General features: G+C 71.1%; 17 protein-coding genes and 1 pseudogene. 11 read left to right on the forward strand and 7 right to left on the reverse strand.

What is annotated here, in order from left to right; translation table 11 throughout:
- Window positions 1-177 precede the first annotated feature (177 nt).
- Window positions 178-924 (reverse strand): phosphotransferase family protein, encoded by a 747-nt coding sequence (locus tag IE325_RS03440; RefSeq protein WP_190068126.1) that lies wholly within the window; start codon window positions 922-924, stop codon window positions 178-180.
- A gap of 164 nt (window positions 925-1,088) precedes the next feature.
- Between IE325_RS03440 and IE325_RS03445 the strand changes: the two genes are divergently transcribed.
- Window positions 1,089-1,946, forward strand: coding sequence for an oxygenase MpaB family protein (locus tag IE325_RS03445; RefSeq protein ID WP_229911627.1), 858 nt, complete (start codon window positions 1,089-1,091; stop codon window positions 1,944-1,946).
- Here IE325_RS03445 and IE325_RS03450 read toward each other — a convergent pair.
- The 4 genes from IE325_RS03450 to IE325_RS03465 form a co-directional block, all read right to left on the reverse strand.
- The gene (locus IE325_RS03450) at window positions 1,922-3,133 is read right to left on the reverse strand and encodes a M20 family metallopeptidase (protein ID WP_190068128.1); all 1,212 of its coding nucleotides are present in this window, start codon (window positions 3,131-3,133) and stop codon (window positions 1,922-1,924) included. The genes IE325_RS03445 and IE325_RS03450 overlap by 25 nt on opposite strands.
- A 107-nt stretch (window positions 3,134-3,240) precedes the next feature.
- A complete protein-coding gene (locus IE325_RS03455; protein ID WP_190068129.1) occupies window positions 3,241-4,125 on the reverse strand; it encodes an amidohydrolase family protein in 885 nt (294 codons plus the stop codon).
- Window positions 4,122-4,589 (reverse strand): PaaI family thioesterase, encoded by a 468-nt coding sequence (locus IE325_RS03460; RefSeq protein WP_190068130.1) that lies wholly within the window; start codon window positions 4,587-4,589, stop codon window positions 4,122-4,124. The genes IE325_RS03455 and IE325_RS03460 overlap by 4 nt, the downstream gene beginning before the upstream one ends.
- 22 nt (window positions 4,590-4,611) lie before the next feature.
- Window positions 4,612-6,324, reverse strand: coding sequence for a GAF domain-containing sensor histidine kinase (locus IE325_RS03465; protein ID WP_190068131.1), 1,713 nt, complete (start codon window positions 6,322-6,324; stop codon window positions 4,612-4,614).
- A 319-nt stretch (window positions 6,325-6,643) separates the two neighbouring features.
- On the opposite strand from IE325_RS03465, the gene IE325_RS03470 reads away from it, so the two are divergent.
- On the forward strand, window positions 6,644-7,108 hold the full coding sequence (locus tag IE325_RS03470; protein ID WP_190068132.1) for a pyridoxamine 5'-phosphate oxidase family protein: 465 nt from the start codon (window positions 6,644-6,646) through the stop codon (window positions 7,106-7,108).
- A gap of 114 nt (window positions 7,109-7,222) precedes the next feature.
- Here IE325_RS03470 and IE325_RS03475 read toward each other — a convergent pair.
- A pseudogene (locus tag IE325_RS03475) lies at window positions 7,223-7,306 on the reverse strand (universal stress protein); the annotation flags it as partial.
- Between the two features lie 223 nt (window positions 7,307-7,529).
- Between IE325_RS03475 and IE325_RS03480 the strand changes: the two are divergent.
- The 4 genes from IE325_RS03480 to IE325_RS03500 all read left to right on the forward strand — a co-directional run bounded on the left by IE325_RS03480 (window position 7,530) and on the right by IE325_RS03500 (window position 11,963).
- The gene (locus IE325_RS03480; protein WP_229911628.1) at window positions 7,530-8,108 is read left to right on the forward strand and encodes a LuxR C-terminal-related transcriptional regulator; all 579 of its coding nucleotides are present in this window, start codon (window positions 7,530-7,532) and stop codon (window positions 8,106-8,108) included.
- Window positions 8,109-8,218: 110 nt separating this feature from the next.
- Entirely contained in the window at window positions 8,219-8,917 is a 699-nt protein-coding gene (locus tag IE325_RS03485) for a LuxR C-terminal-related transcriptional regulator (protein ID WP_190068133.1), read from the forward strand.
- A gap of 197 nt (window positions 8,918-9,114) precedes the next feature.
- Window positions 9,115-10,404, forward strand: a complete 1,290-nt coding sequence (locus IE325_RS45945; protein ID WP_229911629.1) for a hypothetical protein — start codon at window positions 9,115-9,117, stop codon at window positions 10,402-10,404.
- 314 nt (window positions 10,405-10,718) lie between these two features.
- Window positions 10,719-11,963, forward strand: a complete 1,245-nt coding sequence (locus IE325_RS03500; protein WP_190068135.1) for an MFS transporter — start codon at window positions 10,719-10,721, stop codon at window positions 11,961-11,963.
- 91 nt (window positions 11,964-12,054) lie between these two features.
- On the opposite strand, the gene IE325_RS03505 is transcribed toward IE325_RS03500, so the two are convergent.
- A complete protein-coding gene (locus IE325_RS03505; protein ID WP_190068136.1) occupies window positions 12,055-12,957 on the reverse strand; it encodes a LysR family transcriptional regulator in 903 nt (300 codons plus the stop codon).
- A gap of 139 nt (window positions 12,958-13,096) precedes the next feature.
- Here IE325_RS03505 and IE325_RS03510 point away from each other — a divergent pair, with 139 nt between their 5' ends.
- From IE325_RS03510 to IE325_RS03530, 5 genes are all read left to right on the forward strand, one after another.
- Window positions 13,097-14,080 (forward strand): fumarylacetoacetate hydrolase family protein, encoded by a 984-nt coding sequence (locus IE325_RS03510; RefSeq protein ID WP_190068137.1) that lies wholly within the window; start codon window positions 13,097-13,099, stop codon window positions 14,078-14,080.
- On the forward strand, window positions 14,077-15,042 hold the full coding sequence (locus tag IE325_RS03515; protein ID WP_190068138.1) for a cyclase family protein: 966 nt from the start codon (window positions 14,077-14,079) through the stop codon (window positions 15,040-15,042). The genes IE325_RS03510 and IE325_RS03515 overlap by 4 nt, the downstream gene beginning before the upstream one ends.
- An 86-nt stretch (window positions 15,043-15,128) precedes the next feature.
- Entirely contained in the window at window positions 15,129-16,280 is a 1,152-nt protein-coding gene (locus IE325_RS03520) for an FAD-dependent oxidoreductase (protein WP_190068139.1), read from the forward strand.
- Window positions 16,277-17,293 carry an amidohydrolase family protein gene (locus IE325_RS03525; protein ID WP_190068140.1) on the forward strand — a complete coding sequence of 339 codons (1,017 nt, stop codon included), beginning with the start codon at window positions 16,277-16,279 and terminating at the stop codon, window positions 17,291-17,293. The genes IE325_RS03520 and IE325_RS03525 overlap by 4 nt, the downstream gene beginning before the upstream one ends.
- Entirely contained in the window at window positions 17,290-18,228 is a 939-nt protein-coding gene (locus IE325_RS03530; protein WP_190068141.1) for a VOC family protein, read from the forward strand. Before IE325_RS03525 ends, IE325_RS03530 begins: the two co-directional genes overlap by 4 nt.

Consider the following 18,228-nt stretch of genomic DNA (forward strand, 5'->3'; position numbering starts at 1 on the left):
GTGCCGCACTGCCCTGGGCGAAGGACGCCGGGAGACTGATGCCCGCTCGGGAGGCGGCGGCGTCGCACTCGATGGTGCGCGGGCCCGGTGCGGGAGGACTGACGACGCCGTGGCCGACCTGCGCCAGATCCGCTGCCGGCGGTCCCGTCGCCACATCCCCCACCAGGTTCGCTCCCCTCACATCCGGGCCCTCAGCACATCGACCTCACAGCCCGGCGCCGACGGGTCGAAGCCGTGCTCGATCAGCCAGCGGACCGCCAGCAGGCTTCGCAGCGACCACCATGCGCGGATCACATCGCGGTCGACGTCGGTGCCGTAGCCAGCGATGACGTCGTCGAGGTGCTCCTCGTGTCCGAGCGTCAGGGTGGCGAGGTCGTACAGGGCGTCGCCCCGGCCCGCCTCGGACCAGTCGATGATGCCGGTGACCTCGTCGCCGTCGAGGAACACATGGGCGATCTGCAGATCGCCGTGGGTGAACACCGGGGTCCATGGGCGGAGCGCGGCCTGGGCGACCTGGCGGTTGCGTGTGACCAGGTCGGCGGGCAGGGCGCCGCTCGCCACGAGCAGCTCGCACTCGCGGTCGAGTTCCTCCGTCAGCTCGTCGAGGGCCCGACCCGCCCCGCCGGGCCGGGGCGGCAACGGCGCGTCGTGCAGCTTCCGGACGGCGGCGCCCGCCGCGGCCCATACCGCCGGCGACGCGGTCGACGGCTCACCGAGGCGGCCGAGCACCGTCCCCGGGACTGCGGCGATCGCCAGCACGGGCGGCTCGCGCCACAGGATCTCCGGGGTCGGGACCGGCGCCAGGGCCATCGCCTCGACCTCGACGTCGATACGCGCCTGATCGGCGTCCACCTTCAGGAACACATCGCCGACGCGCAGGGTCGCGCGCTCGGAGTGGGCGACGACGACCTTGACCTCATCCATGCGGCCAGTATCCCGGGATGACCGTCGATGCCCTGAACGCCACCGCAGGGGAATGTGGCTCACGTCACACGGGATCGCGGCATCGGACGGTGAAGGCGCGCGCGTCCTCCTCTCACGGGGCCACGAGACCAAGGGAATCGACAGTGCGCCGTGGGTACAGGTGGGTGGACCGTGAGCTGGCGCGGATGGATCCGGAGCGGGACTGGGAGCGGATGGTCTCGCTCTATGTCGGCCATCGTGTCCCGGAGTTCGGCCTCGCGATGATGATCTATCCGGGCACGATGCGCATGATGCAGCCGAGTGCGACGGCCGCCACCCTCGCGCATACGTCGAAGCTGGAGACGCGGCCCCACAGACGTTTCCACGACGGCAACGCGTTCCTGACGGCATGGATGGTCGACGGCCTGTCCAGCCCGGCGGGCCGCGAGGCCGCCGAGCGGCTGAACCGTATCCACCGGGCCGTCGACCGCGGGACCCCGCACCTGCCCGGCAACTTCGACGGCGTCGACGACTTCGTATATCCCCTGGTCCTGTTGGCCACCTCCGGCGACCGGCTGCGGACCTCGCTGGGGCTGCCCGGCATCGGCGAGCCGATGAAGACCGCCTGGCACCACTGGGCGCGGGCGCTGTTCCGGCTCCTGGAGCGTTCGTCCGGGCCGCTGGCCGACGAGGCGTTCCCCGAGGACTGGGACGCGATGAACGAGTTCGCCGCGAAGTTCGACGCCCGGCCGTACCAGCGGACGGAGGCCGGCCGGCGGGTGGCGACCGCGATGATGGACTTCTTCGCCGAGCGCTGGTTCCCGGCGCCCTTACGGCCGTTCGGCAGGGACGTGACGCGTTACCTCGCCGGCGAACGCGTCTGCCGGCTCCATGGGATCGGCTGGATGACCGCCCGTCGCGAGCGGGTCGTCCGGATCTTCCTGAGGTCGGCGTTGCGCGCGCAGGGGCTGCTGCCCGATTACCGCACACCGCTGCCTGAACGCCTCCGGCGGAACCGTCATCCGAGGAGTTCGCCGGCGTAGAGGGCGTAGACGGCGGCGACCCGGAACAACTCCCGCTCGTCGACGTGCTCATGGGGGCCGTGGGATACGTCCAGACGGCCGGCGCCGAATCCGAACGCGGGGATGCCCAGCTGGTCGTACCAGCGGTTCTCCAGGATCCCGCCGCACATCTCGAACCTGGCCGGCTCGTCGCGGACCTCGCCGACACAGCGCGCCAGCGCCGCTCCCGCCGGATGGTCGGCGGGGGTTCCGGCGGGCGGCTGGAACTGGGTGACGTCGATGGTGACCTTCGCGTCGACCTCGGCCGCCGCCTCGCGGATGATCGTGGTCATCCGTTCCAATTCGGCGTCCAGGTCCTCCTCGGGGTTGAAGCGGCTGTCGACGGTGAACCAGGCGTCGGCGGGTACGACGTTGAAGTTCGACCCGCCGCCGGACAGTCCGCCGACGACGACCATCGACCCCGTCGGGTCGGCGGGGTCCATGGCGTAGCCGGTGGGGCGGGCGGCCATCTCCTCGGCGTAGGCCAGCAGCGGCCGGGCCACATGGACCATGTGCGCGAAGGTGTTGATGCCGAACGAGGCCTGTCCGACGTGCGCCTCGCGGCCCTCGAAGCCGACCTTGAGGCTGATGGCACCCCGCGCGGCGTTCCAGATGTTGCCGCCGCTGGGCTCGCCGGTGACCATCGCCATCGCGGAGGGGTCGATCAGGTGGTGCTCGCGCAGCTGGCCCGCGCCGACGACGCTGCCGGTCTCCTCGTCCGGGACGAGATGGATCACGATCCGGCCGTCACCGATCAGCCCCAGATCCTTCGCGGCCGCCGCCCCGTAGACCATGCTGACGATGCCGCCCTTCATGTCGGCCGTGCCGCGGCCGATCAGTCTGCCGCCCTCGCGCCGCATGGCGAACTGCTCGCGGTCCTGCACCGGGACCACGTCGTAATGGCCGTGGAAGTAGAGCAGTTTCCCTCCCTCCCCCGCGGTGCCGCGCACGACGTAGGGGTCCTCCAGGCTGTGCGCCCCCGTGATGTCGAGCAGCTCCGGCTCCAGACCCAGCCCCCGCATCTCCTCGCCCAGCACCCGCGCACACCGGCCGAGCCCCACCCCGGGCGGGTTCTCGGTGGGCTCGGCAACGAGACGGGCGAGGAAGTCCACCATCTCCCCGGCCCGCGGCTCCAGCCATGCCTGGACCATCTCGGATCGTGCACTCATCCATGCCTCCCGGCGGCGATGTCGTCCGCGTTCAGTGGGAGCAATTTTCACTGCTTCCTGCGGGTCTCCGTCGCCGACGCGAAGGCGTACGCCGTGTTCCGACCGCGCTACAGGCCGAACAACCTCGCCGCGTTGTCGTGGCACACCGCCCGCAGCCACTCCCGGCCGAGTCCCAGGCGCTCCAGGGACTGGAGCTGGTGCAGATAGGGGTACGGGGTGTTGGGGAAGTCGGTGCCGAGCAGGATGCGGTCGCCGAGGGCGCCGAGCCGGGGCAGGGCCCGGCGTGGGAACGGCAGGAACCCTTCCGTGAAGTCGGTGAACGCCATCGTCGTGTCCAGCCGCACCTCGTCGTACCGCTCGGCGAGGTCGAGGAACTCCTCGTACTCGGGCATGCCCAGGTGCGCGACGATCAGCCGCAGTCGCGGGTGCCGTGCGAGCACGCGCGCGATGGGCTCGGGGCCGGTGTGCTTGCCGGGCGCGGGACCGGAGCCGCAGTGCGTCACCACGGGGATCCCGGTCTCGGCGAGCAGTCCCCACGCCGGGTCGAGACGGTCGTCGGCCGGGTCGTACGCCCCCACCTGCACATGCGCCTTGAAGACGCGCGCACCTGCCTCGATGGCCTCGCGGACGTAGGTCTCGACGTCCGGGTCGGGGTGGAGGGTGGCGGTGTGCAGGCAGTCGGGTGTGCGGCGGGCGAAGTCGGCGGCCCATTCGTTGAGCCATCGGGCCATGCCGGGCTTGTGGGGGTAGAGCATCGAGGTGAAGGCACGGACGCCGAACTCCCGTAGCAGGGCGGTCCGTTCCGTCTCCTGTGTGCGGTAGGCGATCGGCCAGTCCAGGCCGCCGATCAGCGGTCCGTTGGTGTCGAAGTACTCCCAGACCTTGTGCAGGACACGCTCGGGCATGAAGTGGGTGTGGACGTCGATCAGGCCGGGGAGGCCGAGCTCCCCCCAGAAGCGACGGACCTCGGCGGCCTCGACTGCGTCGCTCACCTGGTACCGCCCCCGTCTCCGCTCACGCGGATCAGCGTCTGCTGGCCGTTTGCCACGAGCTTGCGCTCGCCGTCGTCGCGGACGCCGTACACCTCCAACTGGCAGACGGTCAGGGTCCGTCCGGACCTCAGGACCGTACCGATCGCCTCGATGTGGTCGCCGACGGCGGGCGCGAGGAGGTTGATCTTGTATTCGACGGTGAGGACCTCGCTGTCGTCGGCGAGCAGCGTGAGCGCCGCGTAGCCGCCGGCGCTGTCGGCGATCGCGCTGGTGGCGCCGGCGTGGATGAAGCCGTGCTGCTGGGACACCTCGGGACGGGACGGAAGCACGATGTGCACACGGCCCGGTGCGATCTCGGTGATCCGAGCGCCGAGGTGCGCCATCAGACCCTGCCGGTCGAAGTTGTCCTGGACGCGCTTGCGGACCGCGGGGCTCGCCTGTTCCTGTTGCTTCCGGTCTTCCACGTACCTGTTCTCCTCGGTGTCGTCACTCGGGTGGTGTCGGTACCTGCCACACGAGTGTGGTGCCCTGTCCGGGCGGGCTGGTCAGTTCGAGTTCGCCACCCAGCTGGTGCGCGCGTTCGGCCATGTTGCGCAGTCCGCTGCGGCGGCCGTCCGCCGGGATGCCGACGCCGTTGTCGGAGACGGTGAGGCGAATCCGGTGGGGGTCCGTGGTGAGGGCGATGTCGGCCCGGTCGGCGTGGGCGTGGCGGGCGATGTTGGTGAGGGCCTCGGAGAGGACGGCGATCACATGGTCGGCGATCTCGCGCGGGACGCGGGTGTCGACCAGGCCCTCCATCCGCACGCTGGGGGCGAATCCGAGCACCGGCGCGGCCTCGCCCGCGACCCGGACCACACGGGCCCGCAGTCCGGCACCGGCGGCGCCCTCGCGGGAACGCAGGCCGAAGATCGTCGACCGGATGATCTTGATGGTCTCGTCCAGGTCGTCCACGGCGCGCACCACCCGCTCGGACGCCTCGGGATGCTCGATGAAACGGCCCGCGCTCTGCAGCGTCATCCCCGTGGCGAACAGCCGCTGGATCGCCAGATCGTGCAGATCGCGGGCGATACGGTCGCGGTCCTTGAGCACGGCGACCTCCTCGGCGTCCTGCCGGCGTTCCGCGAGTTCCATCGCCACGGCGGCCTGCGCCGCGAAACCCAGCAGCGGTTCGATCTCCTTGTGCGTGAAAACCGTCCGCCCCGCCTCACGGACCAGCAGCACCACTCCCCGTACGCCGCCGTCCCCCGTCCCCACCGGAACGGCTGCCGCCGGGCCGAGGCCCGCGAAACGCGGCGGGTCGGAGGCGGAGACGTCCGCGGTGGTGACCGGGGCGGCCGTCGAGAAGGCCTCGCCGATCAGGCCCGCGTCGGCCGGCAGCACCAGGCCGCGCAGGGTCTCGGCACCCGGCCCTATGGCGAGTTCCACGCCGAGCGAGCCGGTGTCGCGCATCGGCATCGCGACCACGGCGAGCGCCGCTCCCGTGATCTCCCGGGCCCGGTCGGCGATCAGCCCGAGGACCTCGCCCTGTTCGCTGCCCGACATCAGCCGGTGGGTGATCTCCGCGGTCGCCCGCAGCCACCGCTCACGCAGCCGGGACTCCTCGTACAAACGCGCGTTGTCGATGGCGACACCGGCCGCGACCGCCAGCGTCGACGTCACCGAGACGTCCTCGTCGTCGAACTGGGCCCCGCCCCGCTTCTCGGTCAGATACAGGTTCCCGAAGATCTGGTCGCGCACCCGGATGGGGACGCCGAGGAAGGTGTTCATCGGCGGATGGTTCGGCGGGAAACCGTACGACGCCGGGTGCTCGGAGATCCTGGCCAGGCGCAGCGGCTCGGGGTGGCGGATCAGCTCGCCGAGGATGCCGTGGCCCTCCGGATAGTGGCCGATCTGGGCGATCCGCTCCTCGCTCACCCCGACCGTGTGGAAACCGGACAGCCGCCGCCCGTCCGGTCCGATCACCCCGAGGGCCGCGTACTCCGCGTCGACCAGTACGGCGGCGGCCTCCACGATGCTGTGCAGGGCCTGCTCCAGATCCAGCTCCCTGCCCACCGAGAGCACCGCCTCCAGCAGGCTGTGCACCCGGTCACGGGTGCCGCGGGCCGCGTCCAGCCGGGCCTGGAGCTCCTCCAGCAGCTCGTCCAGCCTCAGCTGCGGCAGCCGTATGCGGGCTTCCCCGGCCTCCTCAGGGCTTCCCACCTGCGTCTCCTCCGGTCCCGTGGGCGGTCCGACACCCGTCGCTCCGGTTACGGCTCACGCTACCGGCCTCCACGAGCGGACGGCATGGAATCGACCCCTGGGGGCATCCGGGGTCCGGAGCGCGCACCCCGGCCGGACACCTGGGCCGTTCGGCCCGCACCCGGGCCCATCGGCCCTTGGCAGCGGCCGTGGCGAGGGGGACAGTGGAGTCAGGAGCGGCACCGATCCCCCGCGGTGTCGCTCCGTGCGCATCCGGGCCGAAGGGCGAGCCGCGGGTCCGGGCCGCCCCGTCAGCAACGCACCCCAACGGAAGCCCGTCATGGTCCACGACGACAGCCGGCCGGTCCTCTCGGAACCGCGCCACCGCATCGAGCTCGACGGCGCCGAGGCGCTGCGGCTGCTCGGCAGTGTGTCGCTGGGCAGGATCGTCTTCACCCGCCACGCGCTGCCGACCGTACGCCCGGTCAACCACGCCCTGGACCGCGGCGACATCGTCATCCGCACCCACGAGGGCTCCGCACTCACCTCGCACACCCAACGGGCCGACGGCCCCGGAGTCGTCGTCGCCTACGAAGCGGACGCCCCCGACCCACGGACCCACCTCGGCTGGAGCGTCGTGGTCACCGGCTACGCCCGCCTCGTGACCGACCCCGACGACCTGGCCCACTGCCGAACCCTGGTGCACCCGTGGATCGACCAGACCATGGACCAGGCGATCCGCATCCGACCCGACCTGGTGACGGGCATGCTGCTGACTTCGGGCGGGGGTGGTGCGGGGAGGTGACCGGACCGGACGACGACGCCCGCCGTGCCCATGTTCCCGACGGAGGGGACCGGTGATCGGCGGCACCGGCCCCCTCCTGGTCGGGGGTTTCAGCGGTCACGTCCACTTGGGCGAGGCGGCCTCGTCGGCCGCCCAGTCGACGGCCCGCAGGCTCGGCTCGGAGCCGTCGACGCCGACGACGGTCGGCATGTCCGTCATCCTCAACTCCCCGGAGTTCTCCGCGTCCTGGCATCGGGCCCGCCGATGCGAGCCTGGTCCGCGGACGGGACCGCCGGCAGGGGCCGCAAGTCCCCGCGAGGGGCCGACCGGCCCTGTACGCAACGCACTTCGGGGTGCATGACCGGCCGCCCGCGGCTCGGCTGTCGCGGTTCGGGGCGGGGCGGTGGATCCTGAGGGGCCGCCGGGCGGAGGAGGGTGGCTGATGGGACAGGGCAAGGAGGGGCGGGTTCCGGGGTGGCGTCGCCTGGTGCCGGGGGTCGTCGTCCTGCTCGGCTACCGCCGTTCCTGGCTGCGCGGCGACGTCCTGGCCGGCCTCACGGTGGCCGCGTATCTCGTCCCGCAGGTCATGGCGTTCACCACCTTCGACCTCGACGAGTACGCCTACGACGGACTGCGCGCCGGCGCCAGCGGCTTCCTGCTCAAGGACGCCCGCCCCGAGGAACTCGTCGCGGGCATCCGCGCGGTCGCGACCGGCGACGCCGTGGTGGCGCCCCGCCTGACCCGCCGCCTCCTCGACGCCTACGCCCATCAAGTCCTCGCCCCGGCCGACGCCCCGTTGCCCGAGGACCCCCGCCTGCGCACCCTCAGCGACCGCGAGCGCGAGGTGCTCGTCGCCATCGCCCAGGGCTGGACCAACTCGGAGATAGCCGAGCAGCTGGTCCTCACCGAGTCCACCGTGAAGAAGCACGTCGGACGGGTCCTCGCCAAGATCGGCGCCCGCGACCGCGTCCAGGCCGTGATCATGGCCTACGACGCCGGGCTGGTACGGGCGAAGTCCTGACCGGCCTCCTACTCCGCCTTTACACGAGCTACGCTAACGTGGTGAACGAAACCGTTTCGTTCCGCAGGGCAGGCCGCCACCCGCCTCCACCGGCCAGGAAGAAGACAGCCATGGTCTCCGTACTCGTGGTGAACGACCAGTCCCTACAGCGCCTCGCCCTGCGCATGCTCCTGGGCGCCGAGCCCGACCTGAGCATCGCCGGGGAGGCCACCAGCGGCGCCGAGGCGATCCGGATGAACGCACGGCTCCGCCCCGACGTCGTCCTGATCGCCGGGCACCTCCCGGGCACGGACGGCATCGAGACGGTACGGCGCCTCACTCACCGGCGCCCCTTCCCTCAGCCCCTCCCGGCCACGGACACGGAACCGCACACCCCGCGCGTACTGCTGCTCACGCCGGCCGGCGACGAGGACCACGCCTACGCCGCCCTCCGCGCCGGTGCGGACGGGTTCCTCCTGGAGGACGCCGCCCCCGACGAGCTCGCCTCGGCCGTCCGGGTCGTGGCCGCCGGGGACGCCGTCGTCACCCCGGCCCTGACCCGCGCACTCATCGATGCCGTCCGCGACCAGCGCGCCGCACGCATCCTGCCGCGCGCGTCCGGGCTCGACGTCCTCACCGGACGTGAGCGGGACGTCCTCGTCGCCGTCGCCTCCGGCTGGTCCAACGCCGAGATCGCTGAGCGGCTGTCCATCGCGCCGACCACCGTGAAGACGCATGTCAGCAACATCCTCACCAAGATCGGGGCGCGGGCCCGGGTGCAGGCGGTGACCTTCGCGTACGAGTCCGGTCTGGTGCGTCCGGCGGCGTGACGCCGGGCCAACTGGCCTCCCCGCACTACACCATCCGGGGGCTTCTGGCCCCACAGTGTTTTTCATATCAGCCGATTTCCTATCCATTCCACTGTCCGGCTCTTGGTGCTGACCAGCCGTCACAAGGCCCTGAACCAAGTCGAGGAGAGTGGAAGATGACGACATCGCCGAGATGGCGATCTGTTCTTACGCCAGCCATGGCCGCCGCGCTAGCCGCAGCCGCCCTGGCGAGCGGAAGCGCCGCCTACGCCGATGGCCACACGAACCCACACCCGCCGTACCCGAGCAGCCCGGCCCACGCACCAAAGCCCACACATCCGGGCCACCCGGGCCAGCCGGGCCACCCCGCCAAGCCGGAGTACCCGGCGAAGCCGGCCCATCCCGGCAAGCCGGTGCACCCGGGCAAGCCCGCTTACCCGGCGAAGCCGGAACACCCTGCCAAGCCGGTCCACCCGGCGAAGCCCGCTCATCCGGTGAAGCCCGTGTATCCGGCCAAGCCCGAGCACCCGGCGAAGCCCGCTTATCCGGCCAAGCCCGTCAAGCCGGAGTACCCGAGCAAGCCCGCGCACCCGGTGAAGCCGGCCTATCCCGCGAAGCCGGCCAAGCCCGAGTACCCCGTCAAGCCGGTGAAGCCCGAGTACCCGGCGAAGCCGGTCAAGCCCGCGTATCCCGCGAAGCCCGTGTATCCGGCCAAGCCCGCGAAGCCGGTGTATCCCGCCAAGCCCGTCTACCCCGCCAAGCCGGTCAAGCCGGAGTACCCGGCCAAGCCCAGCTACCCCGCGAAGCCCGTTTACCCGGCCAAGCCCGCCAAGCCTGACTACCCGTCAAAGCCCGCGTACCCCGCGAAGCCTGCGTACCCGGCGAAGCCTGCGTACCCCGCGAAGCCCGCCAAGCCCGAGTACCCGAGCAAGCCGGCCTACCCGGCCAAGCCCGCGAAGCCCGACTACCCGTCGAAGCCCGCGTACCCCAGCAAGCCCGCGAAGCCGGCCTATCCCGCCAAGCCTGCTTACCCGGTGAAGCCTGCCTATCCTGCGAAGCCGGCCAAGCCCGAGTACCCGGCCAAGCCCAGCTACCCGAGCAAGCCCGCGTATCCGGCGAAGCCGGCGAAGCCGGAGTACCCGTCGAAGCCCGCGTACCCGGCCAAGCCCGCCAAGCCCGACTACCCGTCAAAGCCGGCCTACCCCGCGAAGCCCGCCAAGCCCGAGTACCCGTCGAAGCCCGCGTACCCGGCCAAGCCCGCCAAGCCCGACTACCCGTCGAAGCCGGCCCACCCGGCGAAGCCCGACTACCCGTCCAAGCCCGCGTACCCCGCGAAGCCCGCCAAGCCCGACTACCCGAGCAAGCCCGCTCACCCCGCCAAGCCTGACTACCCCTCCAAGCCCGCCCACCCGGCGAAGCCCGACTACCCGAGCAAGCCGGCTCACCCCGTGAAGCCCGACTACCCGTCCAAGCCCACCCACACCAAGCACCAGAAGGACCAGTGGTAACCAGGAGCAGCTGATCCTCGCTGGTGCAGCCCCGGTGATGCCGGGTCCGGAGTGTCCGGGCCCGGCATCGCCCTTGTGGTGTGATCGCGGACGGCGTGGGGTGGAGGCTGCTCATCCATGTCGTGGATGAAGTGGATACGGGATTCGGATCGTCCGGAGGATGGCGGCGGCGAATCGGGCGGCCCATAGTCATGGCTACCGCACGCCGCTGTCCGGACCAGCCGCAGTCGTGCGGCCCCCGAAACAGCATGCCGTGCGTCGTAGGCGCCCGTGACCGGCATGCCCGCTCCCGCAATCCGTCCCCTGGAGTCGCCATGCCCGGTTCCGTCCCGCCGCCCGCCGCGGTCGACGACGCCGTCTCCTCGACCCTGCCCGTCTCCGGCCCGGCCCATCGGTTGCGCGTGACGCTGCTGATGGCGGGCAGCTGTCTGCCGATCCTGGGGGCCGTACTGATCGCCCCGGTGCTGCCGAGGATGCAGGACCACTTCGCCTCGACACCCGGCGCGAAGGCACTCGTACCGCTGGCACTCACCGTGCCGGCGCTGTCGCTCGCGCTGCTCGCCCCGTTCGCCGGGGTGATCGTGGACCGGCTGGGCCGTAAGCGTCTGCTGATCGTCACGACCCTGCTGTACGCCGTGTTCGGCACCGCGCCCCTCTGGCTGGACTCGCTCGGCGGCATCATTGCCAGCCGCGCCCTGGTGGGTGTCGCCGAGGCGGCGATCATGACCTGCTGCACCACGCTGATCGGCGACTACTACAGCGGTCACCAGCGGGTGCGGTATCTCGCCCTGCAGACCATGTGCGCCTCCGCATCGGCCACCGTCTTCTTCGTGCTCGGCGGTGCGGTGGGCGCGGCGGGCTGGAAGGTGCCCTTCTGGATCTACGCCGTGAGTCTGGTCCTCGCCCCGCTGATGGCCTCCGCGCTGCCCAATCCGGCGGCACGCGAGGCAGGCGACAGGACCGTTGAACCCCACCGCCCCTTCCCCCTACGGCAGATGGCGGGCATCTGTGCCCTCACCTTCTTCGGCGCGATGGTCTTCTACACGGTCCCCGTCGAGATGTCGTACCTGCTCGACGACCTCGGCGTGGAGAACTCCGGTGTGATCGGCCTGTCCACCGCCGTCGCCAGCGCCGCGACCGTGGGCGGCGCGATCACCTTCGCCCGCCTGAAACGCGCCCCCGGCCCGCTGCTGCCCACCGTCCTCGCCCTGTGCGCGACCGGCTTCGGGGTCATGTTCCTGGCGGGCAATGCGCCCTTGCTCGTCATAGGCGCGGTGATCAACTGCCTGGGCACGGGCATGCTGCTGCCCGCCCTGCTGACGAGCGCCATGTCCCGCCTGGCCTTCGAGGACCGTGGACGTGGGACGGGCCTGTGGATGGCGGCGTTCTTCGGCGGAGAGTTCGTATGCCCGCTGGTGCTGCTGGCCGGGGAGTCGGCGGTGGGCAGCCTGGCGGGGGCGGTGGGTGTGCTGGGGCTGACCACGGGACTGGTTGCGGTGGGACTACGGACAGCCGCGAGGCGGCAACCAAATCGGTTGGCTTCGCTGCAACGCCCTTAAGGGGCGCGGGGCTGTATCGATTTGCGGCTCCGCCGCGTGGGCGCGACCAGCCACGACGGCGCCGCAGCCAAACCACAACCAGTCGCGGCACTCACCCCAACGTCGCCCCAACTTCGGTCGCCTTCCCCCGCAACCAAATATGCGCCGCATCCTGCGCATGCACCGGATGCCACCACATCGCCTCCTGCACCGGCACCGCCTCGAAAGGACACGGCAGCACCCGCACCCCCGCCGCCCGCACCGCGCCCCGAGCCAGCCGTTCCTGGATCATCGCGACCCGCCGGGTGCCCTCGACCATATGGGGCAGCAACTGGAAGGTCTGCACGGACACTTCGACGCGTGGGCTGATGCCGATCATGCTGAGCTGGCGGGCGGCGGGGGCGTCGTAGGGCCGCTGATACACCGCCCACGGCAGCTGCGACAGCTGGTCGAGGGTCAGCTCGTCACCGACCTCCGGATTGTCGTCGGCGACCATGCACAGCCAACGGTCCTGGTGCAGATCGACAGCCGGGAAGCCGTCGATGATCCCGTGCGGCAGCAACAACCCGTCGACCGTACTCAGCACCGTCCCGGTGTTCTCGACCACCGCGGGCGTCGAATGCTGGAACGTGAGCCGGATCCCGGGTGCCTCCCGGTGCAGGGCGCGGGCGAGCGCGGCGCCGAACACGGCCGCGCCGTAGTCGGAGGCGAGCAGTGTGAACTCGCGGCTCTCGGCGGCCGGGTCGAAGTCGGCCTGGCTGGCGAAGACGCGCTCCAGCAGATCGCACGCGGTGGCGCTGCGGTCCCGCAACGCGACGCCGAGCGGGGTGAGTTCGTAGGAGTTGCCGGTTCGGGCGAGGAGTTCGTCGTCGAAGTGGCGGCGCAGCCGGGACAGTGCCGCACTCATCGCCGGCTGGCTCAGCCCGACGCGCTCACCGGCCCGCGTGACGTTGCGTTCCTCCAGCAGGGCACGCAGGGCGAGCACGAGGTTGAGGTCGAGTCGAGACAGGTTCACCGGTCACCACCAGAGCACAGGGCAGACAGAGCCATAAGCAGAGCCATCCAACGCACGAATACTTCTCATCCACAGGATCTATTTCCGTGATCCGTCGATCGACGCCAGAGTAGACCGCAACCCAGCAGGAGGAAATCTGATGGCCACGCTCGTGCAACCTGCCGGCCGGTTCGCGCTCGGCACGTTCTCCGCCCCGGACGGGGATCCGTTCCCCGGTCTCCTGGCCGAGGAACGGGTCCTCGATCTGAGCGGCGGCGCCCTGGGCTGGGCCCCGTCCGGCATACGTGCCGTACTGGAACGGTGGGAGGAGACGCTCCCCGCCCTGCGCGCCCTGGCGGACGACGACACCCGGGACTGGCGGGCGCTGGAGGGGCTGCGGGTGCACGCCCCCGTCGAGCCCCGGCAGATCTTCCAGTCCGGTGCCAATTACCGGCAGCATGTGATCGACCTGGAGGTCGCCCACCGCTCCCCCGACGATCCGCGCACGGTGGAGGAGGCGCGGGCCGAGATCGCCGCGGTGATGGACCGGCGGGCCGCCGAGGATCTGCCGTACGTCTTCATCGGGCTGCCGAGCACCGTCGCCGGGCCGTACGACGATGTCGTCCTACCGGACTGGGCCGAACAGCCCGACTGGGAGCTGGAGTTGGCGGCCGTGATCGGGAGGCCCGCGTACCGGGTGTCCGTCGAGGAGGCCCTGGAGTACGTCGCCGGGTACACGATCGCCAATGACCTCACCGACCGGGCCACCGTCTTCCGGCGGGACATGAAGGCCATCGGCACCGACTGGCTGCGCTGCAAGAACGCCCCGGGGTTCACCCCGCTCGGGCCCTGGCTGGTGCCCGCCGAATCCGTCGCCGACCCCGGTGATCTGCAGGTCACCCTCAGGCTCAACGGCGACACCATGCAGGACGAGTCCACCAAGGACATGCTCTTCGGCGTCGCGCGGCTGGTGTCGTACATCTCGCGGACCGCGCGGCTCCTGCCGGGTGACCTGGTGCTGACCGGCAGTCCGGCGGGCAACGGCATCCACTGGGGGCGGCTGCTGCGCGACGGCGACGTCATGGAGGGGTCGATCACGGGGCTGGGCGCGCAGCGCACGCGTTGTGTCGAGGAGACCTCATGAACCCGTTGAACCGGCACGATCCCGAGGGCGCCGTCGCCGAGGCCGCCAAGGCGTACTCGAACTGGGGGCGCTGGGGCGCGGACGATGTGCTCGGCACCCTCAACTTCCTCGACGCGGCCAAGCGGCGCGTGGGTGCGGCACTCGTACGGCGCGGGGTGAGCTTCTCCCTCTCGCAGCGGTTCGACATGAACGGGCCGCAGAAGGGCTGGCGCCGGCGCACCAATCCCGTCCACACCATGCTCGACACCGGTACCGACGCGGCCCTCGGCAATCAGGGCTTCCCGCACGGTATCGGCGGTGCCGACGACGTGATCGCGATGCCGTTGCAGTGCTCCACCCAGTGGGACGGGCTCGGGCACATCTTCGACCACGGCCACGCCTGGAACGGACGGGCCGCCGAGAAGGTCGTCACCTCCGACGGTGACCTGGTCACCGGTATCGAGCACATGGCTCCGTACGTCGCCGGGCGCGGTGTCCTGCTGGATGTGGGCCGAGTCGTGGGCACAGACGGCGAGTTGCCCGACGGGTTCGCCGTCACCGAGGAGCATCTGACCGCGACCGCCGAGGCGCACGGAGTGCGTGTCGGCCGCGGTGACCTCGTCGTCGTACGGACCGGGCAGCTGGCCCGGGTGCGCCGCGACGGGTGGGGCGATTATGCGGGCGGGCCCGCGCCGGGGCTGTCGTTCGGCACGGCCGGGTGGCTGCACCGTACGGAGATCGCCGCGATCGCCACCGACACCTGGGGTTTCGAGGTGCGGCCGAACGAATTCGAGAACGCCTTCCAGCCGTTGCACCAGGTCGTCATCCCCAACATGGGGCTGCTGATCGGCGAGATGTGGGACCTGGAGGAGCTCGCCGAGGACTGTGCGGCGGACGGGATCCACGAGTTCTGGCTGACCGCCGCGCCCCTGCCGATCACCGGCGCGGTCGGGTCACCCGTCAACCCGATCGCCGTCAAGTAGCCGCATCCGCAGGCCGGCAGGCCCCAAACCACCACCCGTCAGCCCCGCTCGCCGCCGGGTGGACCGACCTCGGGAGGGACCCCGAAATGACCGACACTCCCAGCCCCCGCTCCGTCCTCGTCATCGGAGGCGGCACCTCCGGCAACAGCCTGACCGTGCTGCTCCGCCGCGCCGGGATCGCCGTCGATCTCGTCGAGGCCAGCCCGGACTGGAAGTCCGCGGCCGGCTCCGGCATCACCCTTCAGGGCAATGCCCTGCGCGTGCTGCGCGAGGTCGGTGTCCTCGACGGTATAGAGAAGGACGGCTGTGCCGTCGACGGCGTCGGGATCCTCGCCTGTGACGGCACCGAGCTCGCCGCCCACCCGGACTTCCGGACCGGCGGCGACGACCTGCCCGCCCACATCGGCATGCAGCGGCCCCGTCTCCAGCAGCTCCTCATCGAGCAGGTGCGCGCCTCGGGTGCCGATGTCCGGCTCGGCACCAGGGCCACCGCGTTCCGGCAGGACGGTGAGGGCGTCGACGTCACTTTCTCGGACGGCACGGCCCGCCGCTACGACCTGGTCGTCGGCGCCGACGGACTGCACTCCGCGACCCGCCGCATGATCGGCATCACGGACGAACCGGAACCCACCGGCATGGCCATCTGGCGAGCCCCCGCGCCCCGGCCGGCCGGGGTCACCCGTACCGACATGGTCTACAGCGGCCGGTGCTTCGTCGCCGGATACTGCCCGACCAGCGAGGACACGGTCTACGCCTACCTCGTCGAACCCGCCCGCGACCGGGCCGAGCTGGATCCCGACACATACGCCGACGAGATGCGACGCCTCAGCGAGGGCTACGGCGGGGCTTGGGAGGAGATACGCGCCTCGTTCACCGACCCGAAGGTCGTCAACTACGCCTGTTTCGACCGGCTTCTGGTCGAGGGCGCCTGGCATCGCGGCCGGGTCGTGCTGGTCGGTGACGCCGTCCACTGCTGTCCGCCCACTCTCGCCCAGGGTGCCGCGATGTCCCTGGAGGACGTCCTGGTCCTCGCCGAGCTGCTGACCGGCCGCGGTGACTGGGACGAGCGGCTTTTCCACGACTACCACGGCCGACGGCTTCCCCGGGTGCGCATGGTGGTCGACACCTCCGTGCAGATCGGCCGGTGGCTGCTGGACCGGGCGCCCGACCAGGAGCGCGGCAGGGACGTGGCGGCGCTGATGGACCGCACCATGACCGCGCTGAAGGAACACCCGTGACCGCGACCCCGACGATCGACGTCCACGCCCACCTCCTCCTCCCGGAGATCGAGGAGACCGTCGCCGGACACCCCGGCCACGAGGAGGCCCGCGCCCTGGACGCCCGCCGCAACGGCCCGGCGGCCCTCGCGGTGAACGGCCCCATGGTGGCCGCACGGTTGCCGCGGCTGACGGACGTCCACGTCCGCCTGGCGGCCATGGACGCGACCGGCGTGGACATACAGCTCGTGAGCCCCTCACCCAACCACTACCACTACTGGGCGGATCCTCAACTAGCCGACGCTGTAAGCCAGTTGGCGAACGAAGGCACCGCCGCGCACTGCGCCAAGGCCCCCGACCGGCTGTACGGCCTCGGCCTCGTCCCCCTCCAGCACCCCGACCTCGCGGCCCCCCTGCTCGATCACGCTCTGGAGCAAGGGCTGCGGGGCGTCGAGATCTCCTCGCACGCGGGGGACGTGGAGCTGTCCGACCCACGCCTCGCCCCCTTCTGGGCGCGGGCCGAGCGGACCGGCGCGCTGATCTTCCTGCACCCCTTCGGCTGCACCCTCGACGCCCGTCTCGACCAGTGGTACCTGTCCAACACCGTCGGCCAGCCCACCGAGAACGCCGTCGCCCTGTCCCATCTGATCTTCTCCGGGGTCCTGGACCGCCATCCGGGACTGAAGCTGCTGGCCGCGCACGGGGGCGGCTACCTCCCCACCCACATCGGCCGCTCCGACCACGCCTGGCGGACCCGCCCCGACGCACGGGCCTGCGCCCATGAACCGAGCAGTTATCTGCGCCGGCTCTACTTCGACTCCCTCGTCCACGACCCGTACGTACTGCGGGAGTTGATCCGCGTCGCGGGCGCAGACCGCGTCCTGCTCGGCTCCGACTTCCCCTTCGACATGGGCACCGACGATCCGCTGGGCGCCCTGCGCGCGGCCGGTCTGCCCGACCACGACTTCCACGCGGTGCGGGGCGGCAACGCCGCCGCCCTGCTGAACCTCGCCCGAGGAGGCACCCCCCGATGACCAATCGTCTGCTCACCCACCTCCGGCACGTCGACCTCGCCGTGCCGGACTACGACAAGCAGCTCGACTTCTACGCCGGTGTCTGGGGCCTGACCAAGGTCGCCGAGGACTCCGGTATCTCCTTCCTCGCGGCGGAGGGCTCGCCCGAGCAGTACGTCGTACGGCTGCGCAAGGCCGAGGAGAAGCGGCTCGACCTCGTCTCCTACGGCGCCGGCAGCCCCGCCGATGTGGACGCTCTCGCCGAGCAACTCCTCGCCCAGGGCGTGCAGTTGATCTCACAGCCCGGGAAAGTGGACACCCCCGGCGGCGGCTACGGCTTCCGGTTCTTCGACGGTGACGGGCGCACCATCGAGGTGTCCGCCGATGTCGAGGCCCGGCAGCACCGCCGTATCGAGGAGAAGGAGGCCATCCCGGTCCGGCTGTCGCACGTCGTCCTCAACTCCCCCGATCTGAACAAGACCCGCGCCTGGTACGAGACCCACCTCGGCTTCCGTCTCTCCGACACCCTCAGCTCGCCGCACATGGGCGAGGTCATGCACTTCATGCGGATCAGCAACCAGCACCACTCGATGGCCATCGCCCAGTGCCCGCACACCTCCCTGCACCACATCTCCTTCGAGATGCGCGGACTGGACGAGTACATGCGCGGCTCGGGGCGGGTGATGCGGGCCGGGGCGCAGAAGATCTGGGGCCCCGGGCGGCATATGGCCGGGGACAACACCTTCACGTACTTCCTCGACCCGCACGGCAACACCGTCGAGTACACCACCGAGCTGGAGGAACTCGACGAGGACACCTGGCATCCGCACGTCTACGACTTCTCCCGGCCCGAGGTCACCGACCAGTGGGGCACGGCGAACCCGATGAACGAGCTGGTCGCCAAGGAGTCGTTCAACGACGTCGACCGGGGCGTGTTCGTCGCCCCGCCGGTGTGA

Source organism: Streptomyces lanatus (assembly GCF_014655715.1).
Taxonomy (GTDB): domain Bacteria; phylum Actinomycetota; class Actinomycetes; order Streptomycetales; family Streptomycetaceae; genus Streptomyces; species Streptomyces lanatus.

Excerpts from the sequence above, each read along its gene's own strand:
- IE325_RS03440 (WP_190068126.1), bottom strand. The coding sequence starts at position 924 with ATGGATGAGGTCAAGGTCGTCGTCGCCCACTCCGAGCGCGCGACCCTG.
- IE325_RS03450 (WP_190068128.1), bottom strand. The coding sequence starts at position 3,133 with ATGAGTGCACGATCCGAGATGGTCCAGGCATGGCTGGAGCCGCGGGCC.
- IE325_RS03470 (WP_190068132.1), top strand. The coding sequence starts at position 6,644 with ATGGTCCACGACGACAGCCGGCCGGTCCTCTCGGAACCGCGCCACCGC.
- IE325_RS03480 (WP_229911628.1), top strand. The coding sequence starts at position 7,530 with ATGGGACAGGGCAAGGAGGGGCGGGTTCCGGGGTGGCGTCGCCTGGTG.
- IE325_RS03485 (WP_190068133.1), top strand. The coding sequence starts at position 8,219 with ATGGTCTCCGTACTCGTGGTGAACGACCAGTCCCTACAGCGCCTCGCC.
- IE325_RS45945 (WP_229911629.1), top strand. The coding sequence starts at position 9,115 with ATGGCCGCCGCGCTAGCCGCAGCCGCCCTGGCGAGCGGAAGCGCCGCC.
- IE325_RS03500 (WP_190068135.1), top strand. The coding sequence starts at position 10,719 with ATGCCCGGTTCCGTCCCGCCGCCCGCCGCGGTCGACGACGCCGTCTCC.
- IE325_RS03510 (WP_190068137.1), top strand. The coding sequence starts at position 13,097 with ATGGCCACGCTCGTGCAACCTGCCGGCCGGTTCGCGCTCGGCACGTTC.
- IE325_RS03515 (WP_190068138.1), top strand. The coding sequence starts at position 14,077 with ATGAACCCGTTGAACCGGCACGATCCCGAGGGCGCCGTCGCCGAGGCC.
- IE325_RS03520 (WP_190068139.1), top strand. The coding sequence starts at position 15,129 with ATGACCGACACTCCCAGCCCCCGCTCCGTCCTCGTCATCGGAGGCGGC.
- IE325_RS03530 (WP_190068141.1), top strand. The coding sequence starts at position 17,290 with ATGACCAATCGTCTGCTCACCCACCTCCGGCACGTCGACCTCGCCGTG.